At 62.6% G+C, this 23,357-nt stretch carries 21 protein-coding genes, 4 tRNA genes and 1 pseudogene; 11 read left to right on the top strand and 15 right to left on the bottom strand.

The window, feature by feature from the left end:
- Positions 1-35: 35 nt before the first annotated feature.
- The 4 genes from AC3RCM_RS20215 to AC3RCM_RS20230 all read right to left on the bottom strand — a co-directional run bounded on the left by AC3RCM_RS20215 (position 36) and on the right by AC3RCM_RS20230 (position 436).
- Positions 36-111, bottom strand: a tRNA-Gly gene (locus AC3RCM_RS20215).
- A gap of 3 nt (positions 112-114) precedes the next feature.
- A tRNA-Glu gene (locus AC3RCM_RS20220) sits at positions 115-190 on the bottom strand.
- A gap of 92 nt (positions 191-282) precedes the next feature.
- Positions 283-358 (bottom strand) — tRNA-Gly (locus AC3RCM_RS20225).
- 2 nt (positions 359-360) lie between these two features.
- A tRNA-Glu gene (locus AC3RCM_RS20230) sits at positions 361-436 on the bottom strand.
- A gap of 333 nt (positions 437-769) precedes the next feature.
- Between AC3RCM_RS20230 and AC3RCM_RS20235 the strand changes: the two genes are divergently transcribed.
- On the top strand, positions 770-1,537 hold the full coding sequence (locus tag AC3RCM_RS20235) for a hypothetical protein (RefSeq protein WP_064491457.1): 768 nt from the start codon (positions 770-772) through the stop codon (positions 1,535-1,537).
- 418 nt (positions 1,538-1,955) lie between these two features.
- On the opposite strand, the gene AC3RCM_RS20240 is transcribed toward AC3RCM_RS20235, so the two are convergent.
- Positions 1,956-2,438, bottom strand: a complete 483-nt coding sequence (locus tag AC3RCM_RS20240) for a GAF domain-containing protein (protein WP_064491526.1) — start codon at positions 2,436-2,438, stop codon at positions 1,956-1,958.
- On the bottom strand, positions 2,439-3,326 hold the full coding sequence (locus AC3RCM_RS20245; protein WP_020191217.1) for an ATP-binding protein: 888 nt from the start codon (positions 3,324-3,326) through the stop codon (positions 2,439-2,441).
- A 200-nt stretch (positions 3,327-3,526) separates the two neighbouring features.
- Between AC3RCM_RS20245 and AC3RCM_RS20250 the strand changes: the two genes are divergently transcribed.
- Positions 3,527-5,884, top strand: a complete 2,358-nt coding sequence (locus AC3RCM_RS20250) for a hybrid sensor histidine kinase/response regulator (protein ID WP_064491527.1) — start codon at positions 3,527-3,529, stop codon at positions 5,882-5,884.
- Here AC3RCM_RS20250 and AC3RCM_RS20255 read toward each other — a convergent pair.
- Together AC3RCM_RS20255 and msrB are read right to left on the bottom strand one after the other, a co-directional pair.
- The gene (locus AC3RCM_RS20255) at positions 5,874-6,362 is read right to left on the bottom strand and encodes a glutathione peroxidase (protein ID WP_064491528.1); all 489 of its coding nucleotides are present in this window, start codon (positions 6,360-6,362) and stop codon (positions 5,874-5,876) included. The genes AC3RCM_RS20250 and AC3RCM_RS20255 overlap by 11 nt on opposite strands.
- Before the next feature lie 13 nt (positions 6,363-6,375).
- Entirely contained in the window at positions 6,376-6,771 is a 396-nt protein-coding gene (gene msrB / locus AC3RCM_RS20260) for a peptide-methionine (R)-S-oxide reductase MsrB (RefSeq protein WP_010952901.1), read from the bottom strand.
- Between the two features lie 167 nt (positions 6,772-6,938).
- On the opposite strand from msrB, the gene AC3RCM_RS20265 reads away from it, so the two are divergent.
- Together AC3RCM_RS20265 and htpX are read left to right on the top strand one after the other, a co-directional pair.
- Positions 6,939-8,150, top strand: coding sequence for a pyridoxal phosphate-dependent aminotransferase (locus AC3RCM_RS20265; RefSeq protein ID WP_012271123.1), 1,212 nt, complete (start codon positions 6,939-6,941; stop codon positions 8,148-8,150).
- Between the two features lie 520 nt (positions 8,151-8,670).
- Positions 8,671-9,558 (top strand): protease HtpX, encoded by an 888-nt coding sequence (gene htpX / locus AC3RCM_RS20270; protein ID WP_010952899.1) that lies wholly within the window; start codon positions 8,671-8,673, stop codon positions 9,556-9,558.
- A gap of 178 nt (positions 9,559-9,736) precedes the next feature.
- On the opposite strand, the gene AC3RCM_RS20275 is transcribed toward htpX, so the two are convergent.
- Positions 9,737-10,387, bottom strand: a complete 651-nt coding sequence (locus tag AC3RCM_RS20275; protein ID WP_064491743.1) for a thiopurine S-methyltransferase — start codon at positions 10,385-10,387, stop codon at positions 9,737-9,739.
- A gap of 101 nt (positions 10,388-10,488) precedes the next feature.
- On the opposite strand from AC3RCM_RS20275, the gene AC3RCM_RS20280 reads away from it, so the two are divergent.
- The gene (locus tag AC3RCM_RS20280) at positions 10,489-11,256 is read left to right on the top strand and encodes a DODA-type extradiol aromatic ring-opening family dioxygenase (RefSeq protein WP_108192078.1); all 768 of its coding nucleotides are present in this window, start codon (positions 10,489-10,491) and stop codon (positions 11,254-11,256) included.
- Between the two features lie 141 nt (positions 11,257-11,397).
- Here the strand turns inward: AC3RCM_RS20280 and AC3RCM_RS20285 are convergent, their stop codons facing one another.
- Together AC3RCM_RS20285 and AC3RCM_RS20290 are read right to left on the bottom strand one after the other, a co-directional pair.
- A complete protein-coding gene (locus AC3RCM_RS20285; RefSeq protein ID WP_003247096.1) occupies positions 11,398-13,077 on the bottom strand; it encodes a DEAD/DEAH box helicase in 1,680 nt (559 codons plus the stop codon).
- 351 nt (positions 13,078-13,428) lie between these two features.
- Positions 13,429-14,184 carry a spermidine synthase gene (locus tag AC3RCM_RS20290; protein ID WP_010952896.1) on the bottom strand — a complete coding sequence of 252 codons (756 nt, stop codon included), beginning with the start codon at positions 14,182-14,184 and terminating at the stop codon, positions 13,429-13,431.
- Between the two features lie 116 nt (positions 14,185-14,300).
- Between AC3RCM_RS20290 and AC3RCM_RS20295 the strand changes: the two genes are divergently transcribed.
- Positions 14,301-15,647: a class II 3-deoxy-7-phosphoheptulonate synthase gene (locus tag AC3RCM_RS20295; protein WP_010952895.1), complete on the top strand. Its 1,347-nt coding sequence runs from the start codon at positions 14,301-14,303 to the stop codon at positions 15,645-15,647.
- 765 nt (positions 15,648-16,412) lie between these two features.
- Positions 16,413-16,519, top strand: a pseudogene (locus AC3RCM_RS20300) (3-deoxy-7-phosphoheptulonate synthase); the annotation flags it as partial.
- A gap of 710 nt (positions 16,520-17,229) precedes the next feature.
- Here AC3RCM_RS20300 and AC3RCM_RS20305 read toward each other — a convergent pair.
- Complete coding sequence (locus tag AC3RCM_RS20305; protein WP_020192087.1) at positions 17,230-17,448, bottom strand: DUF1127 domain-containing protein; 219 nt, start codon at positions 17,446-17,448, stop codon at positions 17,230-17,232.
- Between the two features lie 96 nt (positions 17,449-17,544).
- Between AC3RCM_RS20305 and AC3RCM_RS20310 the strand changes: the two genes are divergently transcribed.
- Positions 17,545-18,396, top strand: a complete 852-nt coding sequence (locus AC3RCM_RS20310; RefSeq protein WP_003252879.1) for a LysR substrate-binding domain-containing protein — start codon at positions 17,545-17,547, stop codon at positions 18,394-18,396.
- Between the two features lie 28 nt (positions 18,397-18,424).
- On the opposite strand, the gene AC3RCM_RS20315 is transcribed toward AC3RCM_RS20310, so the two are convergent.
- The gene (locus AC3RCM_RS20315) at positions 18,425-19,174 is read right to left on the bottom strand and encodes a sulfite exporter TauE/SafE family protein (protein ID WP_003252877.1); all 750 of its coding nucleotides are present in this window, start codon (positions 19,172-19,174) and stop codon (positions 18,425-18,427) included.
- 113 nt (positions 19,175-19,287) lie between these two features.
- Between AC3RCM_RS20315 and AC3RCM_RS20320 the strand changes: the two genes are divergently transcribed.
- The 3 genes from AC3RCM_RS20320 (at position 19,288) to AC3RCM_RS20330 (ending at position 21,324) form a co-directional block, all read left to right on the top strand.
- Positions 19,288-20,241 (top strand): LysR family transcriptional regulator, encoded by a 954-nt coding sequence (locus tag AC3RCM_RS20320; protein WP_064490991.1) that lies wholly within the window; start codon positions 19,288-19,290, stop codon positions 20,239-20,241.
- A 58-nt stretch (positions 20,242-20,299) separates the two neighbouring features.
- Entirely contained in the window at positions 20,300-20,755 is a 456-nt protein-coding gene (locus tag AC3RCM_RS20325; RefSeq protein ID WP_020192084.1) for a MarR family winged helix-turn-helix transcriptional regulator, read from the top strand.
- Positions 20,756-20,895: 140 nt separating this feature from the next.
- A complete protein-coding gene (locus tag AC3RCM_RS20330; RefSeq protein ID WP_104962299.1) occupies positions 20,896-21,324 on the top strand; it encodes an organic hydroperoxide resistance protein in 429 nt (142 codons plus the stop codon).
- Between the two features lie 220 nt (positions 21,325-21,544).
- Here the strand turns inward: AC3RCM_RS20330 and efp are convergent, their stop codons facing one another.
- Positions 21,545-22,114, bottom strand: a complete 570-nt coding sequence (efp, locus tag AC3RCM_RS20335; RefSeq protein ID WP_003252871.1) for an elongation factor P — start codon at positions 22,112-22,114, stop codon at positions 21,545-21,547.
- A gap of 48 nt (positions 22,115-22,162) precedes the next feature.
- Positions 22,163-23,296, bottom strand: coding sequence for an elongation factor P maturation arginine rhamnosyltransferase EarP (gene earP / locus AC3RCM_RS20340; RefSeq protein ID WP_064490990.1), 1,134 nt, complete (start codon positions 23,294-23,296; stop codon positions 22,163-22,165).
- Between the last annotated feature and the right edge of the window lie 61 nt (positions 23,297-23,357).

Here is a 23,357-nt window from a genome sequence, read left to right on the forward strand (position 1 = left end):
ACCACTGCACCGCATAGACGCCACAGTATTTAAACTGGAGCGGGAAACGAGACTCGAACTCGCGACCCCGACCTTGGCAAGGTCGTGCTCTACCAACTGAGCTATTCCCGCATTTGGCGTCCCCTAGGGGACTCGAACCCCTGTTACCGCCGTGAAAGGGCGGTGTCCTAGGCCACTAGACGAAGGGGACACACAACACTTTTCAGTGCACCAGAACATGAACCTCACGATTCAGCCTGGATTTTCTTTTCCTGCCCCGCCGTTAAGCAGTGCCGGAGAAACTGGAGCGGGAAACGAGACTCGAACTCGCGACCCCGACCTTGGCAAGGTCGTGCTCTACCAACTGAGCTATTCCCGCATTGGCGTCCCCTAGGGGACTCGAACCCCTGTTACCGCCGTGAAAGGGCGGTGTCCTAGGCCACTAGACGAAGGGGACACGCTGCTGGCATTACTGCCTGCTTTCACTCCCTGCCGCGTTTCGCTGTGTGCTTTACGCTGCAAGTGGCGCGCATTCTATGGATGGTTCGGGAAGGCGTCAACCCCTTTGTAGAAATTTATTTAAATCAATGACTTCCGGGTACACCCAGCGCTGTTTTGGCAAGCCTGCTGGGGTTTGGCGTTGATTTTCTGGCGTCAAGTCAGCATTAATGTGCCAGCATCCAGTCATGGCACAGTTTGCCGATAGAAAAAGAGAATGGCTGTCAGGGCCTCTCGCGAGCACGCTCGCTCCTACACTCAATCATGCAAACCTATTCATGAGGCATTAACGGTGACACCACTTCTGATCACCCTGCTCATCGTGGCGGGCATCGCGTTGCTGATCGTGATCGGCTACCTCAACAATGTGGTCGAGAATGGCAAGCTTGAGCGCGCCCGGATGAAGATCGAGCTCGCCGACCGCCTGCGTCGCTGTGGCGAGATCACCGAGACGTTCCCCGGCCAGTTCATGACCCCGGCCCTCAAGTTGCTGCTGACCCGCCTGGAGCTGAACCTCAACCAGCGCCTGCTGGCGGTGGACAAGCGCAATGCCGAATTCAAGGCGCGCATCGCCGAACTGGAAGGGCTGATTGCCCTGGGTGACAAGATCCCGGTCAACAACCCACCTAACCCGATCCACACCGAGATCAAGGCCAAGGACGTACGCTTCTTGCTGGAGGCGCTGCACAACCAGGTGACCCGCGCTGCCCATGAGGGCTTCTTGCCCGCCGTCGAGGCCAAGCATTGGGTCAAGGAAATCCGCCATATCCTGGTGCTGCTGCATATAGAGTTCTTCAACAACCTCGGCCAACAGGCCCTGCAAAAAGGCCAGCCCGGCCAGGCGCGCCTGGCCTTCGAGCGCGGCGTGCAGTATTTGCGCAAGCAGCCGGAGCCGAAGGTGTATGAAGAGCAGCTGACGTATCTTGAGAAACTGCTGACCCGGGCCAATGCCCAGGTGCTGGACCGCATGGCACCGGCGGAGGACGAGCACAACGAATTGACCGATGGGCTCAAGACCGATGAGGAAGAAACCTGGAAGAAGAAGGTGATCTACGACTGATTGGTTAACCTGTACCCGCGAAAGGGCCGGGGCTGCTGGCCTATATCCCTGGTCATTCATCGTTGACGCCGCCACCGTATTCGCGGGTAAACCCGCTCCTACACGGCGGTGTACCCACATCGGGTGTTGGGCGCAGGCCGTCGTAGGAGCGGGTTTACCCGCGAAAGGGCCGGGGCTGCTGGCCAATATCCCTGGTCATTCATCGTTGCCGCCGCCATCGTATTCGCGGGTAAACCCGCTCCTACACGGCGGGGTACCCACATCGGGTGTTGGGCGCAGGCCGTCGTAGGAGCGGGTTTACCCGCGAAAGGGCCGGGGCTGCTGGCCTATATCCCTGGTCATTCATCGTTGCCGCCGCCACCGTATTCGCGGGTAAACCCGCTCCTACAAGCGAAGAGGCCGGCACAGGCAACATCGATCAGCAGTCAGTCAACGCCAGAAAGATCCCTGCCAACCGCTCCAGCCCCACTTGGTCCGCCTCGCTGAACCGCCCGACCGTCGGGCTGTCCAGGTCCAGCACGCCAATCAACCTGCCGTCCTTCACCAACGGGATCACCAGCTCGCTGTTGGAAGCGCTGTCACAGGCAATGTGGCCCGGGAATGCATGAACATCCTCGACCCGCTGGGTCTGCCGCGTTGCCGCCGCAGCCCCGCACACACCTTTACTGAACGGAATACGCACACACGCCACCTGGCCCTGGAACGGGCCCAGTACCAGCTCTTCGTTGCGGTTGAGGTAGAACCCCGCCCAGTTCAGGTCGTCCACCTGGTTATACAGAAACGCGGAAAACTGCGCGGCGTTGGCGATGAAGTCACGCTCGTCGGCGAACAGCGCCTGCACTTGCGCCGCCAGCAGGTTATAGCCGTCGAGGCCGGCGCCACTGGCATTGAGGTCGATCATTTACTTTTGCTCCAGCAATTGCAGCCCGACCCAGTAGCGGGCGAACTGATAGGCACAACGGCCATTACGGTTACCGCGGCCGGTGGCCCAGCGCACGGCGAGGATGTCGAGTTCTTCGGTGCGCTGCCACACAAGGCCCGCAGGTTGTGCCAACTGGCCAATCCAGTGCTCGACAACGTTCAGGAAGTGGTCCTGGGTGAACGGGTAGAACGACAGCCACAGGCCAAAACGGTCAGACAGGGCAATCTTGTCCTCCACCGCTTCGCTGGGGTGCAGTTCGCCGTCGACACGCTTCCAGTTCTCGTTGTCGCTTTCCTTCTCGGGCACCAGGTGGCGGCGGTTGGAGGTGGCGTACAGCAGCACATTGTCCGGGGCCTGCTCCAGCGAGCCGTCGAGCACGCTCTTGAGCACCCGGTAGTCACCCTCCCCGGCTTCGAACGACAGGTCGTCGCAGAACAGGATGAAGCGTTGCGGCAGCTTCTGCAGCTGCTCGACCACCCGTGGCAGGTCGGCCAGGTGGTCACGTTCGATTTCGATCAGGCGCAGGCCGGCGCTGGCGTGCTCGGCCAGCAGGGCACGTACCAGCGACGACTTGCCGGTACCACGCGAGCCCCACAGCAACGCGTGGTTGGCTGGCAGGCCGTTGATGAACTGGTGGGTGTTGCGGCCCAGCTGGTCGCGCTGTTTGTCGACGCCGATCAGGTCGGTCAGGCGGATGTCCAGGCTGACGTCCAGCGGCAGCAGGTAGCCGCTGCGGCCATCACGCTGCCAGCGCGCGGCCAGTGTGGTGCCCCAGTCGATGTGCGGGCGTTGTGCCGGCAACAGGGGTTCAAGGCGCGCCAGTACCGATTCGGCGCGGTCCAGAAAAGCGATCAAGCGAGCGTCCATGACGACTCCTAACAATTTCAGTTTTTTGGGGGCCGCTGCGCGCCCCTTCGCGGGCTTGCCCACTCCCACAGGGCTTGCAGCCTGGGGCTAAGCTGTACCTGTGGGAGCGGGCAAGCCCGCGAAGGGGCGCCAAGCGGCCCCCGCTTGGCGATCAACTGAAATGAACAGACAGACCCACCAGCAGCCGGGGCTATTCGGCTATGCTTGCGCAGCGCAAGGAACGGGAAACCGGCTCGGGACTCATGGATATCAAGTTCACCAATCGCCTGTCATACAAGCAAGCCCGGTTGACAGTCCTGGTCGGCTTCATCCTGGGAACATTGCTCAGTCTCATCCAGATCGGCATCGATTATGCCAGCGAAGACGCGTCCATCAACCGTGAAGTGAACGCGTTGCTGCAAATCAGCCACAACCCGGCCTCGCGCATCGCCTACAACATCGACTCGGAACTGGCGCTGGAGCTGACCCGCGGCCTGCTGCAGTCGCCGGCCGTCATCCGCGCGCGGCTGATCGACAACAACGAAACGGTGCTGGCCGATGTCGAGCGGCCAAAACTGCAGGACCGCTCCCGGCCACTCAGCGACTTCCTGTTCGGCGAGCAACGCCAGTTCAAGGAGCGCCTGTACCTGACCCACATGCCAGAGGAATACCTGGGCACCCTGTACCTGGACATCGACACCTTCGCCTTCGGCAGCCGCTTTCTCGACCGTGCCGGCATCACCCTGCTCAATGGCTTTGCCCGCAGCCTGGTGCTCACCGGCCTCCTGCTGGCGCTGTTCTACATGATGCTGACCAAGCCGCTGGTGACGGTGATTGGCGCACTCAGCGGCAGCGATCCGCGCAAACCCCGGCAAACTCGCCTGGAATGCCCACACGGACACGAGCATGACGAAATCGGCGTGCTGGTGAAGGTCGCCAACCAGCAGTTCGTCAGCATGGCCACCGAGATCGAACAGCGGCGCACCGCGGAAAACCGCCTGACCCAGTACCTGAACGAGCTGGAAGACATCGTGTCGGCGCGCACCAACGAGCTCAAGGCCAGCAACAGCAGCCTGAGCCTGTCCAACCAGGAGCTGGAACAAGCCCGCAGCCGAGCGCTGGACATGGCCCAGGCACGCGCCGCCTTCCTGGCCAACATGAGCCACGAAATCCGCACCCCGCTCAACGGCATGCTCGGCATGATCGCCCTGGCGCTGGACAACCCGCTGCCCAGCGAGCAACGCCAGCAACTGGCTATCGCCCATGACTCGGGCAAGGTGCTGGTAGAGCTGCTGAACGATATTCTCGACTTGTCCAAGTTCGATGCCGGCCAGCTGGAGCTGGAACGCATTGCGTTCGACATGGGCTCGATGGTGGAAGACACCGCCAACCTGCTGTCGCAGAACACCGCGCAAAGCGTGGAGCTGACCTGCCTGATCGACAGCGACTTCCCCAGCAGCGTGCTTGGCGACCCCACGCGTGTGCGGCAGATCGTCAGCAACCTGCTGTCCAACGCGCTGAAATTCACCCGCTTCGGCCGCGTCGACGTGCGCCTGGCGGCCATTGTCGGTGGTGTGCGTCTGGAGGTACGGGATACCGGCATCGGCATCCCCGAAGACGCCCAGGCGCGCATCTTCCAGCCTTTCACCCAGGCCGGCGCCGGCATCACCCGCCAGTACGGTGGCACCGGCCTGGGCCTGGCGCTGACGCGCAACCTGTGCAAGGCCATGCAGGGCCACCTGCACATTCGCTCCGAGCCGGGCTTTGGCAGCTGTTTTACCGCCGAGTTGCCACTGACCGTGCACACCGAAGCCATCCCGCCAGTGCCCTTGCATGGCCGCGTGGCCGCACTGAGCGCAGCCGGCAGCGGGCTCAATGAACTGTTGCAGCACTTGTTGCCCGCCTGGGGCCTGACCTACCAGCGCCATGACAGTTGCACCACGCTGGATGCGGCAGTGATCGACCTGTTGATCACCGACGACGTCGAGCACCTGTTCGAACTGCGCCCGGCATTGAAAACCCCGATTCTGCTGGTGACTGCCTACGGCAACTTCCTGCCCAACGAGCAGTCCCTGGCTTTGGCCCCGCTGCACCAGTTGGCCCGACCATTGGCACGCAACGCCCTGTACCAGACCCTGCGCCGCACCTTGCAAGGCCATGAGCCCGAACACCCGCTGGCCATCCCGGCCATTACCCAGGAACAAGGCCGTGCGAGGATCCTGCTGGTAGAGGACAACCCGGTGAACCAGCTGGTGGCCAAGGGCATGCTGGCCAAGCTCGGCTGCCAGGTGCAACTGGCCACCCAGGGCGCGGAGGCCCTTGAGCTGCTGGCGCGTGAGGAATTCGACCTGGTGCTGATGGACTGCAACATGCCGGTGATGGACGGCTACGAGGCCAGCCGGCGTATCCGCCAAAGCGGCCGCTGGCCCGAGTTGCCCATCGTCGCCCTCACCGCCAACGCCATGCCCGAAGAACGCGAACGCTGCCGGGCGGCGGGCATGAACGACTACCTGGCCAAGCCATTCCGCCGCGAAGAGCTAATGGCCCTGGTCGACCATTGGGTGCCCTTCAGCGGCTGAGCAAACGCTCGATGTCCGCCTCCAGGGCCTGTGGCTTGGTGGTGGGGGCATAGCGCTTGACCTGGCCACTGGCCGGGTCGACCAGAAACTTGGTGAAGTTCCACTTGATCTTCTGGCTACCCAAAATACCCGGCGCGCGCTGCTTGAGTTCGACGAACAGAGGGTGAGCGCCCGGGCCGTTGACCTCGACCTTGCGAAACAGCGGAAAACTCACGCCGAAATTACGCTCACAGAACTGCGCAATTTCCCGCGCATCGCCAGGTTCCTGCTTGCCGAACTGGTTGCACGGGAAACCCAGTACCATCAGGCCACGGTCGCGGTAGGCCTGCCACAGTTGCTCCAGGCCCTTGTACTGCGGGGTAAAACCGCACTGGCTGGCGGTATTGACCACCAACAGCACCTTGCCCGGGAAGTCGCCGAGCGTCTTGTGCTCGCCGCCCAGGGTCACGCAGGGAATGTTCAGCATCGTTGCAGCCATGGTCGGGCTCCGGTCAGTCGCGCGGACGAAGGTCGATGCACACCGAGTTGATGCAGTAGCGCAGGCCGGTCGGTGGCGGGCCGTCAGGGAACACATGCCCCAGGTGCGCGTCGCAACGGGCGCAGGTGACCTCGGTGCGGATCATGCCGTGGGATGTGTCGCGGATCTCGATCATCGCGCTGTCCTCGATCGGCGCGTAGAAGCTCGGCCATCCGCAGCCGGCGTCGAACTTGGTCTGCGCATCGAACAGCGGCAGGCCGCAACAGATGCAGTGGTAGATGCCGTCGCGGCGCTCGCTGTTGTACTTGCCACTGAATGGCCGTTCGGTGCCCTTGAGGCGGCAGACCTGGTACTGCTCGGGGTCGAGCATCGACCGCCATTCGTCCAGGGTTTTTTCGATCTTTTTCATGTAGGGACCTCGGCAGGCTGAATTTCACCCCGCACCGTCTTTTCCGGGGCGCGGGTGGCACGTATATTAGTTGGCTTCGTGTGCCAGGCGTTCAGTCTGGCACCCGCTTCCTGCCCTTTCAAACCTTTCGGCGGGGCGTAGCGCGTTTTCTCAATCGGGATCCCATCATGCAGTTCAGCAAATCGAACAAGCTCGCCAATGTCTGCTACGACATTCGCGGCCCAGTGCTCAAGCACGCCAAACGCCTGGAGGAGGAAGGTCACCGCATCCTCAAGCTGAACATCGGCAACCCGGCGCCGTTTGGCTTCGAGGCGCCTGATGAAATCCTTCAGGATGTGATCCGCAACCTGCCCACCGCACAGGGCTACAGCGACTCCAAAGGCCTGTTCAGCGCACGCAAGGCGGTGATGCAGTACTGCCAGCAGAAAGAAATCGAAGGCGTCACCATCGAGGACATCTACCTGGGTAATGGTGTGTCCGAGCTGATCGTCATGTCGATGCAGGCGCTGCTCAACAACGGCGACGAAGTGCTGATCCCGGCCCCCGACTACCCACTGTGGACAGCCGCCGTGAGCCTGGCCGGCGGCAAGCCGGTGCACTACCTGTGCGACGAGCAGGCCGACTGGTTCCCGGACCTTGAGGACATCAAGGCCAAGATCACCCCGAACACCAAGGCGCTGGTGATCATCAACCCGAACAACCCGACCGGCGCGGTCTACTCCAAGGAGCTGCTGCTGGGCATGCTGGAGCTGGCGCGCCAGCACAACCTGGTGGTGTTCTCCGACGAGATCTACGACAAGATCCTGTACGACGAAGCCGTGCACATCAGCACCGCCTCGCTGGCCCCGGACCTGCTGTGCCTGACCTTCAACGGCTTGTCCAAGTCGTACCGGGTGGCGGGTTTCCGCTCCGGCTGGCTGATCATCTCCGGGCCCAAGCACCACGCACAAAGCTACATCGAAGGCATCGACATGCTGGCCAACATGCGCCTGTGCGCCAACGTGCCGGCCCAGCATGCCATCCAGACCGCGCTGGGCGGCTACCAGAGCATCAACGACCTGGTGCTGCCGCCAGGCCGCCTGCTGGAGCAACGCAACCGCACCTACGAACTGCTCAACGACATCCCTGGCGTCAGCTGCGTGAAGCCGATGGGTGCGCTGTATGCGTTCCCGCGGATCGACCCGAAGGTTTGCCCGATCCTCAACGACGAGAAGTTCGCCCTTGACCTGCTACTGTCGGAGAAGCTGCTGATCGTACAAGGAACGGCGTTCAACTGGCCCTGGCCGGACCACTTCCGCGTGGTGACCTTGCCGCGGGTGGATGACCTGGAAGCGGCAATTGGCCGGATCGGCAATTTCCTGAAGGGTTATTCGCAGTAGGGTTCGACGGGGGGGAGCGCCGGGGGGCGCCGGGGGCGACGAGAGGTTCGACGCGGGGTTGGTGGTGGGGCGTAGATCGAGCGCCGCCCGCGCGGCGCTTCGCGGGTAAACCCGCTCCTACGTTTGTTTCGGGCCAGTCCATCCTGTGCCAGGCGCGCGCGATCGCCTTGTTTGTACGACGCGATATCGAGGCATGCGCCAGGGCGTTCGCGCGCAAATCCCACAGGCATAATTGGCCCGAAACAAACGTAGGAGCGGGTTTACCCGCGAAGCGCCGCGCGCGCGGCGCTCGATCTCACAGGCGCCACACCACTTGCGGCAAACCCCCAGCGGCCTTGACGCAGCCCCAAGCCGAATGTTTCTTACATCCTGCAACGCTCTATCCCACAGCCCCCACGCCATCCTCTGCCATACTCCGCCGTACACAGTTTGAAATAGTCCCCCGATTGAATCGGCGCGGCAGGCCCCTTATATACCCCGCAGTAAGCGACAACTCATCCGTCAGGAGAACGTAACAACCATGATGCGCATTCTGTTGTTTGTAGCCACCAACCTCGCGGTGGTGCTGGTTGCAAGCATTACCCTGAGCCTGTTCGGTTTCAACGGGTTCATGGCCGCCAACGGGGTCGACCTGAACCTCAGCAGCCTGCTGGTGTTCTGCGCCGTGTTCGGCTTTGCCGGCTCCCTCGTCTCGCTGTTCATCTCCAAGTGGATGGCGAAGATGACCACCGGCACCCAGATCATCAGCCAGCCGCGCACCCGCCACGAGCAGTGGCTGCTGCAAACGGTCGAAGAGCTGTCCCGCGAAGCGGGCATCAAAATGCCTGAGGTGGGTATCTTCCCGGCTTACGAGGCCAACGCCTTCGCCACCGGCTGGAACCGCAACGACGCGCTGGTCGCGGTGTCCCAGGGCCTGCTGGAGCGCTTCTCGCCCGATGAAGTGCGCGCGGTACTGGCCCACGAAATCGGCCACGTTGCCAACGGCGACATGGTCACCCTGGCGCTGGTGCAGGGCGTGGTGAACACCTTCGTGATGTTCTTTGCACGCATCATCGGCAACTTTGTGGACAAGGTCATCTTCAAGAATGAAGAGGGCCAAGGCATTGCCTACTATGTGGCGACCATTGTTGCCGAGCTGATCCTTGGCATCCTGGCCAGCATGATCGTGATGTGGTTCTCGCGCCGCCGCGAATTCCGCGCCGACGAAGCCGGTGCGCAGTTGGCCGGTACCGCGGCAATGATCGGCGCCCTGCAGCGCCTGCGCGTGGAACAAGGCCTGCCAGTGCACATGCCGGACACCATGAAGGCTTTCGGCATCAATGGCGGCCTCAAGCACGGCCTGGCCGGGTTGCTGATGAGCCACCCACCGCTGGAAGACCGCATCGAGGCCCTGCGTCAGCGCGGCTGATCCACCTGATAAAAACAAAGGGCGACTTCGGTCGCCCTTTTTTATTCCCGGCCTTACGCAGCCTTCTGTGGGAGCGGGCGCGCCCGCGAACACCGGCAAAGCCGGTGCCATCTACCGCGTCGCCTGTTTCGCGGGCGCGCCCGCTCCCACATGGGCCGGGTCAGCCTGCCCTACCTGCTTACCGGCTGAGCCGGTACACCCGCTCCAACAAACTCGACGCCCCGGCCTGCACAAACTTCGGGCTGTCCTCAATCACCTCCACAGCCTCCAGCTGCTCCACCTGCCACCCCGCAAACCCCTGTCTCAGCTCTTCATCCCTGACCGAAAACGGCGGCCCGGCCAACAACGACTGGTCATACTCCAGCGTCACCACCAACCCACGGCAATTCGCCGGCAGCAAACCCGACAACAGCTGCATATACCGCGCACGCATCTGCACCGGCAGCGCAATCACCGCCGCCCGGTCATACAGCCCCACGCAGTCAGCCACATCCTCTGCCCTCAAGGCAAAGAAGTCGCCACACCACAGCTGTACATCTCCACTGCGCCAAACCTCGAATGCGCCCTGCTGCCGCACTTCGGCCTCAAGCCCGTGCTCACGGAAAAAATCCTCCACCGCCCGCCGCGACAGCTCCACACCCAATACGCGATGGCCCTGCCCTGCCAACCAGGCCAAGTCCAGGCTCTTGCCGCACAACGGCACCAGCACGCGGCTGCCGGGCGCCAACTGCAACTGTGGCCAATACGTCTGCAGATAGGGGTTCACCTGCGCCTGGTGAAAGCCGATCTGGTTGTCGGCCCACCGCTGCTGCCAGAACGCTGGTTCCATGATTACTCCCGATTTTTAGATGATTTGTCGGTAAAACTTGGTTTGGATTTCGATCTGTAGTTAATCGATGATGGTTGCATCTTAACCTTCAGGACCCCGCCATGCTGCCCAGCCTGTTCATTTCCCATGGTTCCCCCATGCTTGCCCTGCAACCGGGCGCCAGCGGGCCGGCACTGTCCGGGTTGGCCAACGCGCTGCCCCGGCCGAAAGCGATCGTGGTGGTGTCGGCACACTGGGAAAGCCGCGAGCTGCTGGTCACCGGCAGCGCACAGCCCGAAACCTGGCATGACTTCTACGGCTTCCCACCAGCCCTGTATGCGGTGCAGTACCCGGCGCCGGGCGAGCCCGGGCTTGCTGGTCAGGTCAGTGAGCGGTTGAAGGCTGCGGGGTTACCCGCGCGGCTGGACATGCAACGCCCATTCGACCATGGCGCCTGGGTGCCGCTGTCGCTGATGTACCCGGATGCCAGCATTCCCGTGGTGCAGGTTTCCCTGCCCAGCCACATGGGGCCGGCGCTGCAGCTGAAGGTGGGCCAGGCACTGGCGGGGTTGCGTGCCGAGGATGTACTGCTGATAGGTTCGGGCAGCATTACCCACAACCTGGGTGAGCTGGACTGGCATGCAGGGCCGGATGTGATCGAGCCGTGGGCGCTGGCGTTCAGGGATTGGGTGGTAGACCGGCTGCAGGAGGATGACCAGGCGGCGTTGCTGGATTACCGGCAGCAGGCGCCGTTTGCGGTGCGCAACCATCCCAGTGATGAGCATTTGCTGCCGCTGTTCTTTGCCCTCGGGGCCGGGAGCAAGTTCGGCGTGGTGCATCAGGGGTTTACCCTGGGCGCGCTGGGGATGGACATCTATCGGTTCGACTGAAGGGCCTCTTCGCGGGCTTGCCCGCTCCCACAGGTACCCCACAGATTTCAGTACCTGTGGGAGCGGGCAAGCCCGCGAAAGGGCCGGTACAGGCAAAAAAAATCCCCGACCTAAGCCGGGGATTTTTCCGTTACGCCAGGATCAATCCTCGCGGTAGCGACGCAGCTTCAGCTGCTTGCCAGCCACGCGGGTGTCCTTGAGCTTGGACAGCAGCTTCTCGAGGCCGTCTTCCGGCAGCTCGACCAGGCTGAAGCTGTCGCGCACCTGGATGCGGCCGATAGCGTCACGCGCCAGGCCACCTTCGTTGAGGATCGCACCCAGCAGGTTCTTGGCAGCGATGCCATCACGGGCACCCAGGGCGGTACGGCAACGCACGCGGCCTTCGGCCAACGGCAGCGGTGCACGGCGCTCACGGTCACCACGGTCAGGACGCTCGCCACGCTCACCGCGCTCGGTACGCTCACCACGCGGGGCGAAGCTCGGCACCAGCGGCTGCTCACGCTCTACCGCCGCCAGGTCCAGCGCCTGGCCATTGGTGGCCTTGCGCAGCAGGGCCGAAGCCAGGGCACGCGCGCTGCAACCCAGGTCGGTGGTCAGGCGGTCGAACAGCTCGCCGTGGGTGGCTTCTGCTTCGGCTACCAGCGGCGCCAGGCTCGAGGTCAGCTTCTTGATGCGGGCATCCAGCACGGCCTGGGCATTCGGCAGGCGCGCTTCGGCAACCTTCTGCCCGGTAACACGCTCGATCACCTGCAGCATGCGGCGCTCACGCGGGGTAACCAGCAACAGTGCACGGCCATCGCGACCGGCACGGCCAGTACGGCCGATACGGTGTACGTAGGACTCCGGGTCGTACGGCATGTCAACGTTGAACACGTGAGTGATGCGCGGTACGTCCAGGCCTCGGGCAGCGACGTCGGTGGCGACGACGATGTCCAGGCGGCCATCCTTGAGCGAGTCGATCACGCGCTCACGCTGGTTCTGAGCGATATCGCCGTTCAGTGCAGCAGCCTTGTAGCCTTTGGCTTCAAGCGCGGCGGCCAGGTCCAGGGTGGCTTGCTTGGTACGCACGAAGGCGATCAGCGCGTCGAACTCTTCCACTTCCAGCAGACGCAGCACAGCCGGGATCTTCTGGTCCGCGTGGACCATCAGGTGGGCCTGCTCGATCGCGGTAACGGTCTGGGTCTTGGTCTGGATCTTGACGTGCTTGGGTTCACGCAGGTGACGCTCGGCGATCGAACGGATCGAAGACGGCAGGGTTGCGGAGAACAGTACGGTCTGACGGGTAGCCGGGATTGCGTCGAAGATCACTTCGAGGTCGTCCATGAAGCCCAGCTTCAGCATCTCGTCGGCTTCGTCCAGTACCAGGTACTGTACAGTCGACAAGACTTTTTCGTCACGACGCAGGTGGTCGCACAGACGGCCCGGGGTGGCCACGACGATTTGCGCGCCGTTGCGGATCGCACGCAGCTGTGGGCCCATCGGGGCACCACCGTAGACGGCGACAACGTTCACGCCCGGCATCTGCTTGGCGTAGGTTTCGAAAGCGGTAGCAACTTGCAGCGCCAACTCACGGGTTGGCGCCAGGATCAGGGCTTGCGGTTCGCGCTTGCTCACATCGATCTTGTTCAGGATCGGCAGGGCGAAGGCAGCGGTTTTGCCGGTGCCAGTCTGCGCCTGGCCGATCATGTCGTGACCGGCGAGGATGATCGGGATCGATTGTTGCTGAATGGCGGACGGCTCTTCGTAGCCGGTAGCCACAACGGCAGCAACAATGTTCGGGTTAAGATCGAGAGCGGCGAAGCCGCCGGTTTCCTGGGTCATGGGTCTGCCTCTAGGTGCATCCGCAAAGACCCATGCTCCAAAGCTGCACATGCCTTGAAAGACCGTCAGGTCACCCAGGCAGCTTTGGCGGCGGGGATTTGCGAAAACGATTGAAAAAGAAAACTTGGGAAGGTCCGCCTAGCGGACGCGCAGCCGAAGCTGGACTCGGAGGATTTGCACCACCTGATTTTGAGGTCCGCTAAAAGACCGGCGCGTACTATACCTGAAATAGTCGCGTACGTGAGGAAAATTTTCATGGAGGCAGGGCCAGTATCGGGCCATCGCGCACGACAGGCTGAATCGATAATCCCCTGAAGCCTTACGCGCTCGGTGTCGGCGCGCGTCAGCCACTCACGTAGCCGGCCGAATCTCGCGGATCAGCCCATCGAGGCTGTACCCCAAACGCGGCGCCAGCGCCTCGGCCCGGGCTCTCAAACCGTCCAGGTCCAGCGACTGCTCCAGGTCTGCCGGCACCAGCAGAATCACATTGCCCTCCTTCACAGGCAGCTCCCAGTAATGCCGGTGGTACAACCCGCGCAGCAACGCCGCGCCCAGCGGCCTGCCATCATCGGTGGCCCACTGGTTGATCACCAGCCAGCCGCCCGGGTTCAGGTGCTGCTGGCAGTTCTCCAGGAAGTTCCACGCCAGGTGCCCGACCCCAGGACCATGGTCGGTGTACAAGTCAACGAACAGCAGGTCGGCCTTCTCTGCCGTGGGCAGCAGCTCCAGGGCATCGCCGATGCGCACATACAGCCGCGGGTCGTCATCCAGGCCCAGGTAATCCATGGCCAGGCGCGGCACATCCGGGCGCAGTTCGATGGCCTCGATGTCTTCCAGCGGCAGGAACTTCATGCAGGCCTGGGTCAGCGTGCCGGCGCCCAGGCCCAGAAACAGTGCGCTCTCCGGCGATTCGTGGCACAGCGCCCCCACCAGCATGGCGCGGGTATAGTCGTACTCCAGCCAGCTGGGGTCGGCGGTGAACACGCAGCTTTGCTCGATCGCATCGCCGAATTCCAGAAAGCGGTAGTCGTCTACTTCGTACACGCTGATGACGCCAAACGCATCCTCCACCCGTGCCAGCAGCCGCTCTTGCCGTTCCGCCGTCATGTCCACCACCCACCTGCGCAAAAACGCGCATTGTCCGCCAACACCCTTGATGCAACAAGCGCAGCGCCAACTGTTACCATGGCTCATAGCCTACAACCGACAAGACCGAGCCCAAGATGAACCAACCGTGGAGCCCCGACAGCTGGCGCGCCCTGCCGATCCAGCAGCAACCGACCTACCCCGATGCCGCGCACCTGCTGAAGGTTGAACAGACCCTGGCCAGCTACCCGCCGCTGGTGTTCGCGGGTGAGGCGCGCGAGCTGCGCCGGCAGTTCGCCGAGGTCACCGAAGGCCGTGCCTTCCTGCTTCAGGGCGGCGATTGCGCCGAGAGCTTCGCGGAGTTCTCGGCTGCAAAAATCCGTGACACCTTCAAGGTGCTGCTGCAAATGGCCATTGTCATGACCTTTGCCGCCGGCTGCCCGGTGGTGAAAGTGGGGCGTATGGCCGGGCAGTTCGCCAAACCGCGCTCATCTGGCGATGAAACCATCGGCGACGTCACCCTCCCCGCCTACCGTGGCGACATCGTCAACGGCATCGGCTTCGACGCCAAAAGCCGCATTCCGGACCCGGAACGCCTGCTGCAGGCCTACCACCAGGCCACCGCCAGCCTCAACCTGCTGCGTGCGTTCGCCCAGGGCGGGTTTGCCGACCTGCATCAGGTGCACAAGTGGAACCTGGACTTCATCGCCAACTCGGCGCTGGCCGACAAGTACCACCAATTGGCCAATCGCATCGATGAAACCCTGGCGTTCATGCGTGCCTGTGGCCTGGACAGTGCGCCGCAACTGCGCGAAACCAGCTTCTTCACGGCTCACGAAGCGCTGCTGCTGAACTATGAAGAAGCCTTCGTGCGCCAGGACAGCCTGACTGGCGACTACTACGACTGCTCGGCGCACATGCTGTGGATTGGCGACCGCACCCGCCAGCTCGATGGGGCTCATGTGGAGTTCCTGCGTGGCGTGCACAACCCGATTGGGGTCAAGGTTGGCCCGAGCATGAACCCCGAAGAGCTGATCCGCCTGATCGACACGCTCAACCCGGCGAACGACCCGGGGCGTCTGAACCTGATCGTGCGCATGGGCGCGGGCAAGGTTGGCGACCACTTGCCGGGGCTGATCCGCACTGTCGAGCGCGAGGGGCGCAAGGTGCTGTGGAGTTCCGATCCGATGCACGGCAACACCATCAAGGCCAGCAGCGGTTACAAGACCCGCGATTTTGCGCAGATTCTGGATGAGGTGAAGCAGTTCTTCCAGGTACACCAGGCCGAGGGCAGCCATGCTGGCGGTATCCATATCGAGATGACTGGGCAGAACGTCACCGAATGCATCGGCGGTGCCCGGCCGATCACCGAGGATGCGTTGTCTGACCGGTATCACACCCATTGTGATCCGCGGATGAATGCTGATCAGTCGCTGGAGTTGGCATTCCTGATTGCCGAAACCCTCAAGCAAGTGCGGCGCTGAGCGCTTTTCGCTTTTCGCTTTTCGCTTTTCGCTTTTCGCTTTTCGCTTTTGATCTTGCTTCTAAGCGCGCGGTAGTCCAGGCGACGCAGATTGCGACTTCAGGAGGCCGAGTGGAGGCCTTGCGGAGGGAGATGACGGGCATGGATGCCCGTCAAGCGCTGAGGCCCCATGGATGGGGCCTGCAGCGCGTGCTCCCGGGAGCAAGGCCGGAGCGAGGGGACCCCGGAGCGCAGCGTAGGGGCCGGATGATGGGAGCCGACGGTTTTTGGTCCCTTTTTGCCACGACAAAAAGGGACCCGCCGTAAGGGCGGAAAGGTGAGTTGGCGTCGCCATCGCAAACGGACTGTACGCTCGATCAGAACCGGCGCTTAAGCTTTGGAGCTTTTGGGTTGTGCGCTTTCACATCAAGTAGACATTCATTCACGATGTTGGCGCCTATTCACCCTTCCGCCCTTCCGGCGGGTTACTTTGGTCGTGGCCAAAGTAACCAAAACCGTCGGCTCCCATCATCCGGCCCCTACGCTGCGCTCCGGGGTCCCCTCGCTCCGGGCTTGCTCCCGGGAGGACCGCGCTGCAGGCCCCATCCTGGGGCCCAGCGCTTGACGGGCATCCATGCCCGTCACCTCCCTCCGCAAGCCCTGCGCTCGGCCTCCTGAAGTCGCAATCTGCGTCGCCTGAACTACCGCGCGCTTAGAAGCAAAAGCAAGAGCAAGAGCAAGAGCAAGAGCAAGAGCAAGAGCAAGAGCAAGAGCAAGAGCAACGGCGTTCTTCCAGGTACACCAGGCCGAGGGCAGCCATGCCGGCGATATCCTTATCCAGATGTCCGGGCAGAACCTCACCGAATGCATCGGCGGTACCGGCCGATCACCGAGTTCGCTTTTGATCTTGCTTCTAAGCGCGCGGTAGTTCAGGCGACGCAGATTGCGACTTCAGGAGGCCGAGTGGAGGCATTGCGGAGGGAGATGACGGGCATGGATGCCCGTCAAGCGCTGAGGCCCCATGGATGGGGCCTGCAGCGCGTGCTCCCGGGAGCAAGGCCGGAGCGAGGGGACCCCGGAGCGCAGCGTAGGGGCCGGATGATGGGAGCCGACGGTTTTTGGTCCCTTTTTGCCACGACAAAAAGGGACCCGCCGTAAGGGCGGAAAGGTGAGTTGGCGTCGCCATCGCAAACGGACTGTACGCCCGATCAAAACCGGCGCTTAAGCTTTTGAGCTTTTGGGTTACACGCTTACACATCAAGCAGATATTCATTCACGATGTTGGCGCCTATTCACCGTTCCGCCCTTCCGGCGGGTTACTTTGGTCGTGGCCAAAGTAACCAAAACCGTCGGCTCCCATCATCCGGCCCCTACGCTGCGCTCCGGGGTCCCCTCGCTCCGGGCTTGCTCCCGGGAGGACCGCGCTGCAGGCCCCATCCTGGGGCCCAGCGCTTGACGGGCATCCATGCCCGTCACCTCCCTCCGCAAGCCCTGCGCTCGGCCTCCTGAAGTCGCAATCTGCATCGCCTGAACTACCGCGCGCTTAGAAGCAAAAGCCAAAGCAAGAGCTGGAGCTGGAGCTGAAGCGACTGCCACGCATGGCATCACTTCCTCAGTGGATCATCCCAGAAATGCCGCTCGGCCTCTTGCTGGATATCCGCCCGACTCAACCCCAAGTCGCGCAAGGTTGCATCACTGAGGCTGGCCAGCTCCTGACGCTGACGGTACAACTCCAGCCAACGCGCCAGACGCTTCAAGGCCGCATGCCACAGGTAGCTCAGGGAAAAGGCAGGTTGCTGGATGCTGCTGACATGACCTTTCATCGTGAAGCCCTCCGTGTTGATGGCCTCAGTCTCACGCCAGGCTTAAGATCAATCCAACGAATGTTTCTGATGCGATGCATCTCGGAGATTGATGCAATGTCCCAGTACCAGAGCCTCGACGCGGACGTCCTGCGCACCTTCGTCGCCATTGCCGAGCAAGGCGGCTTTACCCGCGCAGGCGAAGTGGTCAACCGCACCCAGTCAGCGGTCAGCATGCAGATGAAACGCCTGGAAGAAGACATTCTGCAGCGCCAGCTATTCGAACGTGATGGCCGTCAGGTGCGGCTGACCGCCGAAGGCCAGGTACTGCTGGGGTATGCCCGGCGCATTCTCAAGTTGCATGGCGAAGTGTTCAACACCCTGCGCATGCCGCACATGGTGGGGCTGGTGCGCATCGGCACACCAGACGACTACGCCATGCGCTTCCTGCCGACCATCTTGTCGAGCTTTGCCCAGGCCTACCCGCTGGTGCAGGTGGAAGTGCATTGCGATTCGTCCAAGCAGTTGATGCTGCGCCAAGATCTGGACCTGACCATCGTCACCCGCGAGCCCGGCAACGAGATTGGCCAGTTGCTGCGCCAGGAACGCCTGGTGTGGGCCGCGGCAGAAGGCTTTTGCCCGCATGAACAGCGGCCGATGCCGGTGGCGCTGTTCAACACCGACTGCTTCTGTCGCGCCTGGACCTGCAATGCGCTGGAGGCACAGGGCATCGATTACCGTATTGCCTATACCAGCCCAAGCCTGGCGGCGATCTTTGCCATCGTCACAGCCGGGCTGGCAGTGACCGCGCAGCTGCAGAGCCTGATCGGGGGCAACATCCGCATTCTGGGTGAGAGCGAAGGACTGCCACAGTTGCCCATGGCCAATGTAATGCTGGTGCGCAGTACGCAGACCCCCTCGCCAATCACCGACTGCATGGCCGACTACATCGTTGAGGGTTTCAAGTGATCGGGGGCCGTAAAGCGGCCCCACAATCTCAAAGCTCAAACCCCAGCATCACCGCACAGACCACCAGGAACACACAGAACATCGCCCGCAATACCTTCTCCGGCAACGCGTGGGCCAGCTTCACGCCCCAGCTGATGCTGAGCAAGCCACCCACTGCCAAGGGAATCCCAACCCCCCAGTCAACGCTATGGTGCACGCCATAGGTCACCAGCGTGACCAAGGTACTCGGCGCCGCCAGCGCCAGTGACAGCCCCTGCGCCACCACCTGAGTAGCGCCGAACACACTGGTCAGGATCGGCGTGGCCACCACGGCCCCACCCACCCCGAACAAGCCGCCCATGGTGCCGGCAAAGCTGCCCAGCACACCCAGCCACGGCCAGGCATGACGCAGCTCGGCACTCGGCGGCGACACCTTCATGAACATCCGCACCACGTTCCACACCGCCAACGCTACCAGGAAGCCGACAAAACCCAGGCGCATGGAATGCGCATCAAGCCCCACCGCCCAGATCGACCCCAACCAGGCGAACAGGAAGCTGCACGCCGACAGCGGCAACGCATGGCGCAACGCGATGCGGTTGCGCTGGTGATACCGCCACAGCGCCAGCAGCACGTTCGGCACCACCATCACCAACGCGGTCCCCTGCGCCAACTGCTGGTCCAGGCCAAAAAGCACGCCCAGCGCCGGAATCGCAATCAGCCCGCCGCCTATGCCAAACAAGCCCCCCATGGTGCCCAGGGCAGCGCCCAGCACGATATACAACAACCACTCGATCATCAGGGCCTCGTCCGCCTGTACCAATAATGCGAGCATGCTAACGATTGTGCGCTGGCGGGGAAACGCACAGCAGCGCACAATGGCTGTGCGTTTTTCGCAAAAGCAAGGCAGCCATGAGCCCCGATATCCTGACCGACCAATTGAGCCTGTTCCTCGATGTGCTGGAAACCGGCAGCTTTTCTGCCGCCGCCCGTCGCCACCCGCTGACCCCGTCTGCGGTAGCACGGCGCATCGACAACCTGGAAAGCGCCGTCGGCAGCCGCCTGTTCACCCGCAGCACCCACGCGGTGCGGGCCACGCCTGCAGGCAACGCCTTTGCCGAGCGGGCCAGGCGCATCATCGAGGAGTTGCGCCTGGCCCGGGCTGAAGCGGTGTCACTGAGCAATGCCCCGGAAGGCCTGATCCGCATCGACGCCCCTGCCGCGTTTGGCCGCCGCCACCTGGCCCCGGCCATTGCCGACTTCCTGGTGGCCTACCCGGGCCTGGACGTGCAACTGCGGTTGATCGACAGCTTTGTCGACCTGCAGGGCAGCCACCTGGGCGAGGTCGACCTGGTGTTGCGCGCCGGCCCCTTGGCCGACACCCGCCTGGTCGCCACACCGCTCGCCTACATGGTACGCATCGCCTGCGCCAGCCCCGCCTACCTGGCCAGCCGCGGCATCCCCACCTGCCCCAGCGAACTGCCCGGGCATGACGGGCTGGACTGGGATGGCCTGGCGCCGCCGTTCGCCTGGCGCTTCAGTGTGGCCGGGCAAACCCGCCTGTATCGCCCCGCGCGCATGCGCATGGCCGCCAACAATGCCGAAACCCTGCTGTTCGGCGCCCTCGCCGGCCTGGGGATAGCCCACCTTCCCACTTGGCTGATCAGTGAATACCTGCTGCGCGGCGAGCTGATCCCGTTGTTCTGCGACGGCGGCTTGCCTGAAGCCGAGACCAGCGGCATTTACGCGCTACGCCTGGCACATGAAACGAACTCTCGCAGCCGTTTGCTGCTCGAATTCCTCAAGAGCCGCTTCAGCCCGATTCCACCCTGGGACCTGGCCTTGCGCAGTGAATTGCGCGATTAATTCGCGCACTGATGATCAGCGTGCCAGAATTTTCCATTGATGACTTTCAAGGACCTGCATGAACGCCGACACCCAAGCCTCCTGTGACGAGCTGCTGCTGGACAACCAGGTCTGTTTCGCCCTGCACTCCACCTCGTTGCTGATGACCAAGGTCTACAAGCCGCTGCTGCAGGCGCTAGGCCTGACCTACCCGCAATACCTTGCCATGCTCGTGCTGTGGGAGCGTGACGGCCTGACCGTGGGCGAAATCAGCCAGCACCTGCTGACCGACCCAGGCTCGCTGACCCCGCTGCTCAAGCGCCTGGAAAGCGAAGGCCTGTTGCAGCGCAACCGCAGCCGCGAAGATGAACGGGTAGTGATGGTGCAACTGACCGACAAGGGCCGCGCCCTGCAACAGCAGGCCAAAGAGGTGCCGCAATGCATTCTCAAGGCCAGCGGGCGCAGCCTGGAGCAGCTGCAGCAACTGCAAGCCGACCTGCTGATCCTGCGCGACAACCTGCAAAAAAACCTCTGAGCGCTATGCTGTGAAATGGCCGTTCCGATGAACGGTGATTATTTATCTTGCGCGCTAACTAATTGCGCGCTAATTTAAATCCCACACCAACCCCCGCCCTCCTGCAAACGGGAGTGCACAGCACATTAGCGAGGCTCAAGATGCAAAAGGTCACTCCGCTGTACATCGCAGAAGCAACCTCCACCGGTGGGCGCGACGGCAAATCCCGCTCCAGCGATGGCAAGCTGGAAGTCAAGCTCAGCACCCCCAAAGAACTGGGCGGCGCGGGCGGTGACGGCACCAACCCCGAGCAGATGTTCGCCGCCGGTTACTCGGCCTGCTTCATCGGCGCCTTGAAATTCGTGGCCGGGCAAGAGAAGAAAGCCCTGCCGGCAGATTCCTCGATCACCGCCAAGGTGGGCATCGGCCAGATCCCGGGCGGTTTCGGCCTGGACATCGACCTGCACATCAACCTGCCGGGCCTGGCCCAGGCCGATGCCGAAGGGCTGGTGGAAAAGGCGCACCAGGTGTGCCCGTACTCCAATGCCACCCGGGGTAATGTGGATGTGCGCCTGCACGTAACCGTCTAAGACGCAAAGGCTTGCGCGATCCTCTGTGGGTGGGTTTACCCGCGAAGAATACGCCGCGGTGGATGGCACGGGCTTCGCCCGTGTTCGCGGGCAAGCCCGCTCCCACACGGATCTGCGCCAGCTTTTAGAAATTGAGCACGACAGTTGCACCCACAAAGCACGAGCACACAGGCATAAAAAACCCGGCTTGCGCCGGGTTTTTTGCGTCTCGCAAGAAGCATTACTTCTTGGAACGGCCTTTGAAGCTGTTGTCGCGAGTGTCGATGTCGATCCACTCGTCGATCTGGATGAAGTCGGCAACCGAGATCTCGGTACCGTTCGCCAGCTTGGCAGGCTTCATGACTTTGCCGGAGGTGTCACCGCGAGCAGCGTTCTCGGTGTAGACAACTTTACGGCTGATGGTGGTCGGCAGCTCAACCGACACCAGACGGCCTTCGAAGAACACGGCTTCGCAGACGTCTTCCATGCCTTCTTCGATGTACGGCAGAACGGCTTCGATGTCTTCGGCGTTCAGCTCGTACATGGTGTAGTCGGTGGTGTCCATGAAGGTGTACTCGTCACCATTGATGAACGACAGGGTCGCTTCTTTGCGATCCAGGATCACGTCGTCCAGCTTGTCGTCCGCACCGTATACGGTTTCGGTCTTGTAGCCGGTCAGCAGGTTCTTCAGCTTGGTCTTCATGATCGCGCTGTTACGGCCCGACTTGGTGAACTCAGCTTTTTGAACCAGCCACGGGTCGTTGTCGATCCGCAGGACGGTACCGGGTTTCAGTTCTTTACCAGTTTTCATTACGAAGTATCCGAATCTGGATGGATTTATAAAAATCGAGGCCGCGTATCATAGCGAATTTCGGTAAAAGTGTACTAGCGCTGTGGCAAGGTCCGGCTGAGCGGCCTGTCGCGCCCCCCAAAGGCGAGCATGCTGCTGCAGTTCCGGCCAATGCTGGCGGGCCGCCCGCCAGGCCTGGCCCATGTCGAAATCCATGTTCCAGGCACGCCACAGGCCCAGCAGGGCTGCATCGGCATCGTCTGACAGGCCGCAGCGATAATGCGCGAGGAACGCTTCGAGCTTTTCCCAATGGGCATTCTCGTCCTGCACATAGATGTGCCACAGCATCGGCTGCCCCGCCCACTGCGCACGCACGAATGAGTCTTCGCCACGCACGGCATTGAAATCACAGCACCATAACAGCCGGTCGAAGTCGTCCTGGCTGACGAAAGGCAGCACCTGAACGGTCAGCGCCCCGCGGGTGCGCACATCACCCACGTGCAGCGGCCCCTCGCCCAACCACTGGCTGAGCCCCGCGACGACGCGCCCTTGCGGGACCAGCAGGTGGCAAGGCTGGTCAGCCGTGGCCAGGGCATCAAGCCAGTTGCCAAGCTGCGGGTTTTCATAGGCGAACAACGAGATCAGCAGCGCACCCGGCACAAGGTCTACACCAAGCCCCTGCAAAAAGGCACGGCGCGCCTCCGCCGACTGCTGGAACGCGTCACGCCGGGCCAGCAGCGAACCCTCGCGCAGCAAACCACCCGTTTTGTCGGTAAAGCCCGGGAAGAAAAATACCTTGCGCAAACCGTTGGGCTGCGGCGAAGGCAACCCGTGGCAACCCTCCACCCAGTCCTCGGCACTCAGGTACTCGAGGTTGAGCCAGAGCGGCGGCTGCGGACGGGCGCGCATGGCCTCGACATACGCTGTGGGCAACTGGCAGGCGAATGCGCCGATCACCACATCGGCCGGCGCCACCGGCAACCACGCTGCCGGCCAGTGGCGTACATCCACACCGTGCTGCCACTGTTGCGCCGCCGTGGCATCGGCGCCAGGGCACATGGGCGTGAAAGCGTTGAGGTCATCCACCCACAGGCGCACCGCCAGGCCGTGCTCGGCCACCAACTGCCGGGCCAGGCGCCAGGTAACGCCGATATCGCCGTAGTTGTCGACGACGCTGCAGAAGATGTCCCAGGTGGCTTTCATGCGCCCCTCCCGTGCTGGTGCAAAAACCGCGAATTCTGCGCATAAATTGGCGCTGACAAAA

The sequence above is a fragment of the Pseudomonas sp. GW823-FHT05G12 genome (genome assembly GCF_058795575.1).

Excerpts from the sequence above, each read along its gene's own strand:
- AC3RCM_RS20315 (WP_003252877.1), bottom strand. The coding sequence starts at position 19,174 with ATGATCGAGTGGTTGTTGTATATCGTGCTGGGCGCTGCCCTGGGCACC.
- AC3RCM_RS20320 (WP_064490991.1), top strand. The coding sequence starts at position 19,288 with ATGAGCCCCGATATCCTGACCGACCAATTGAGCCTGTTCCTCGATGTG.
- AC3RCM_RS20290 (WP_010952896.1), bottom strand. The coding sequence starts at position 14,184 with ATGACGGCGGAACGGCAAGAGCGGCTGCTGGCACGGGTGGAGGATGCG.
- AC3RCM_RS20250 (WP_064491527.1), top strand. The coding sequence starts at position 3,527 with ATGCTTGCGCAGCGCAAGGAACGGGAAACCGGCTCGGGACTCATGGAT.
- efp (WP_003252871.1), bottom strand. The coding sequence starts at position 22,114 with ATGAAAACTGGTAAAGAACTGAAACCCGGTACCGTCCTGCGGATCGAC.
- AC3RCM_RS20325 (WP_020192084.1), top strand. The coding sequence starts at position 20,300 with ATGAACGCCGACACCCAAGCCTCCTGTGACGAGCTGCTGCTGGACAAC.
- earP (WP_064490990.1), bottom strand. The coding sequence starts at position 23,296 with ATGAAAGCCACCTGGGACATCTTCTGCAGCGTCGTCGACAACTACGGC.
- AC3RCM_RS20310 (WP_003252879.1), top strand. The coding sequence starts at position 17,545 with ATGTCCCAGTACCAGAGCCTCGACGCGGACGTCCTGCGCACCTTCGTC.
- AC3RCM_RS20285 (WP_003247096.1), bottom strand. The coding sequence starts at position 13,077 with ATGACCCAGGAAACCGGCGGCTTCGCCGCTCTCGATCTTAACCCGAAC.
- htpX (WP_010952899.1), top strand. The coding sequence starts at position 8,671 with ATGATGCGCATTCTGTTGTTTGTAGCCACCAACCTCGCGGTGGTGCTG.
- msrB (WP_010952901.1), bottom strand. The coding sequence starts at position 6,771 with ATGAAAAAGATCGAAAAAACCCTGGACGAATGGCGGTCGATGCTCGAC.
- AC3RCM_RS20295 (WP_010952895.1), top strand. The coding sequence starts at position 14,301 with ATGAACCAACCGTGGAGCCCCGACAGCTGGCGCGCCCTGCCGATCCAG.
- AC3RCM_RS20280 (WP_108192078.1), top strand. The coding sequence starts at position 10,489 with ATGCTGCCCAGCCTGTTCATTTCCCATGGTTCCCCCATGCTTGCCCTG.
- AC3RCM_RS20240 (WP_064491526.1), bottom strand. The coding sequence starts at position 2,438 with ATGATCGACCTCAATGCCAGTGGCGCCGGCCTCGACGGCTATAACCTG.
- AC3RCM_RS20265 (WP_012271123.1), top strand. The coding sequence starts at position 6,939 with ATGCAGTTCAGCAAATCGAACAAGCTCGCCAATGTCTGCTACGACATT.
- AC3RCM_RS20330 (WP_104962299.1), top strand. The coding sequence starts at position 20,896 with ATGCAAAAGGTCACTCCGCTGTACATCGCAGAAGCAACCTCCACCGGT.
- AC3RCM_RS20275 (WP_064491743.1), bottom strand. The coding sequence starts at position 10,387 with ATGGAACCAGCGTTCTGGCAGCAGCGGTGGGCCGACAACCAGATCGGC.
- AC3RCM_RS20255 (WP_064491528.1), bottom strand. The coding sequence starts at position 6,362 with ATGGCTGCAACGATGCTGAACATTCCCTGCGTGACCCTGGGCGGCGAG.
- AC3RCM_RS20245 (WP_020191217.1), bottom strand. The coding sequence starts at position 3,326 with ATGGACGCTCGCTTGATCGCTTTTCTGGACCGCGCCGAATCGGTACTG.
- AC3RCM_RS20305 (WP_020192087.1), bottom strand. The coding sequence starts at position 17,448 with ATGAAAGGTCATGTCAGCAGCATCCAGCAACCTGCCTTTTCCCTGAGC.